This is a genomic window from Streptomyces sp. BE20 (genome assembly GCF_036322525.1).
Classification (GTDB): domain Bacteria; phylum Actinomycetota; class Actinomycetes; order Streptomycetales; family Streptomycetaceae; genus Kitasatospora.
Genome location: NZ_JAQYWW010000935.1, coordinates 1 through 322, shown reverse-complemented (window position 1 = coordinate 322; position 322 = coordinate 1). Strand labels below are relative to the sequence as shown.

Here is a 322-nt window from a genome sequence, read left to right as displayed (position 1 = left end):
CCGACGCCGACGCCGGGACGCTCACCAACACCGCCACCGCCACCGGCACCCCGCCCACCGGTTCGCCGGTCACCTCCCCGCCCTCCACCACCACGGTCACCGGCCCCCGGGCGTCCCTCACCCCGGACACGACCGCCTCCGCCGGCGGTGGCCGCCGCCCCCGGCGGCGGCGGCGGTCATCTCCAGGGGGAGGGACGCCCGCGGGCCGGTCACCGTGGTGGTGGAGGGCGGCGAGGTGACCGGCGCACCGGTGGGCGGGGTGCCGGTGGCGGTGGCGGTGTTGGTGAGCGTCCCGGCGTCGGCGTCGGCCTGGGTCACCGTG

General features: G+C 80.1%; 1 protein-coding gene. It reads right to left on the bottom strand.

Going from position 1 to position 322, the window contains the following annotated elements; all coding sequences use genetic code 11:
* Positions 1 to 117: 117 nt before the first annotated feature.
* On the bottom strand, positions 118 to 322 hold a 205-nt coding region (locus PUR61_RS21985; RefSeq protein WP_443035219.1), incomplete at its 5' end, for a DUF7507 domain-containing protein.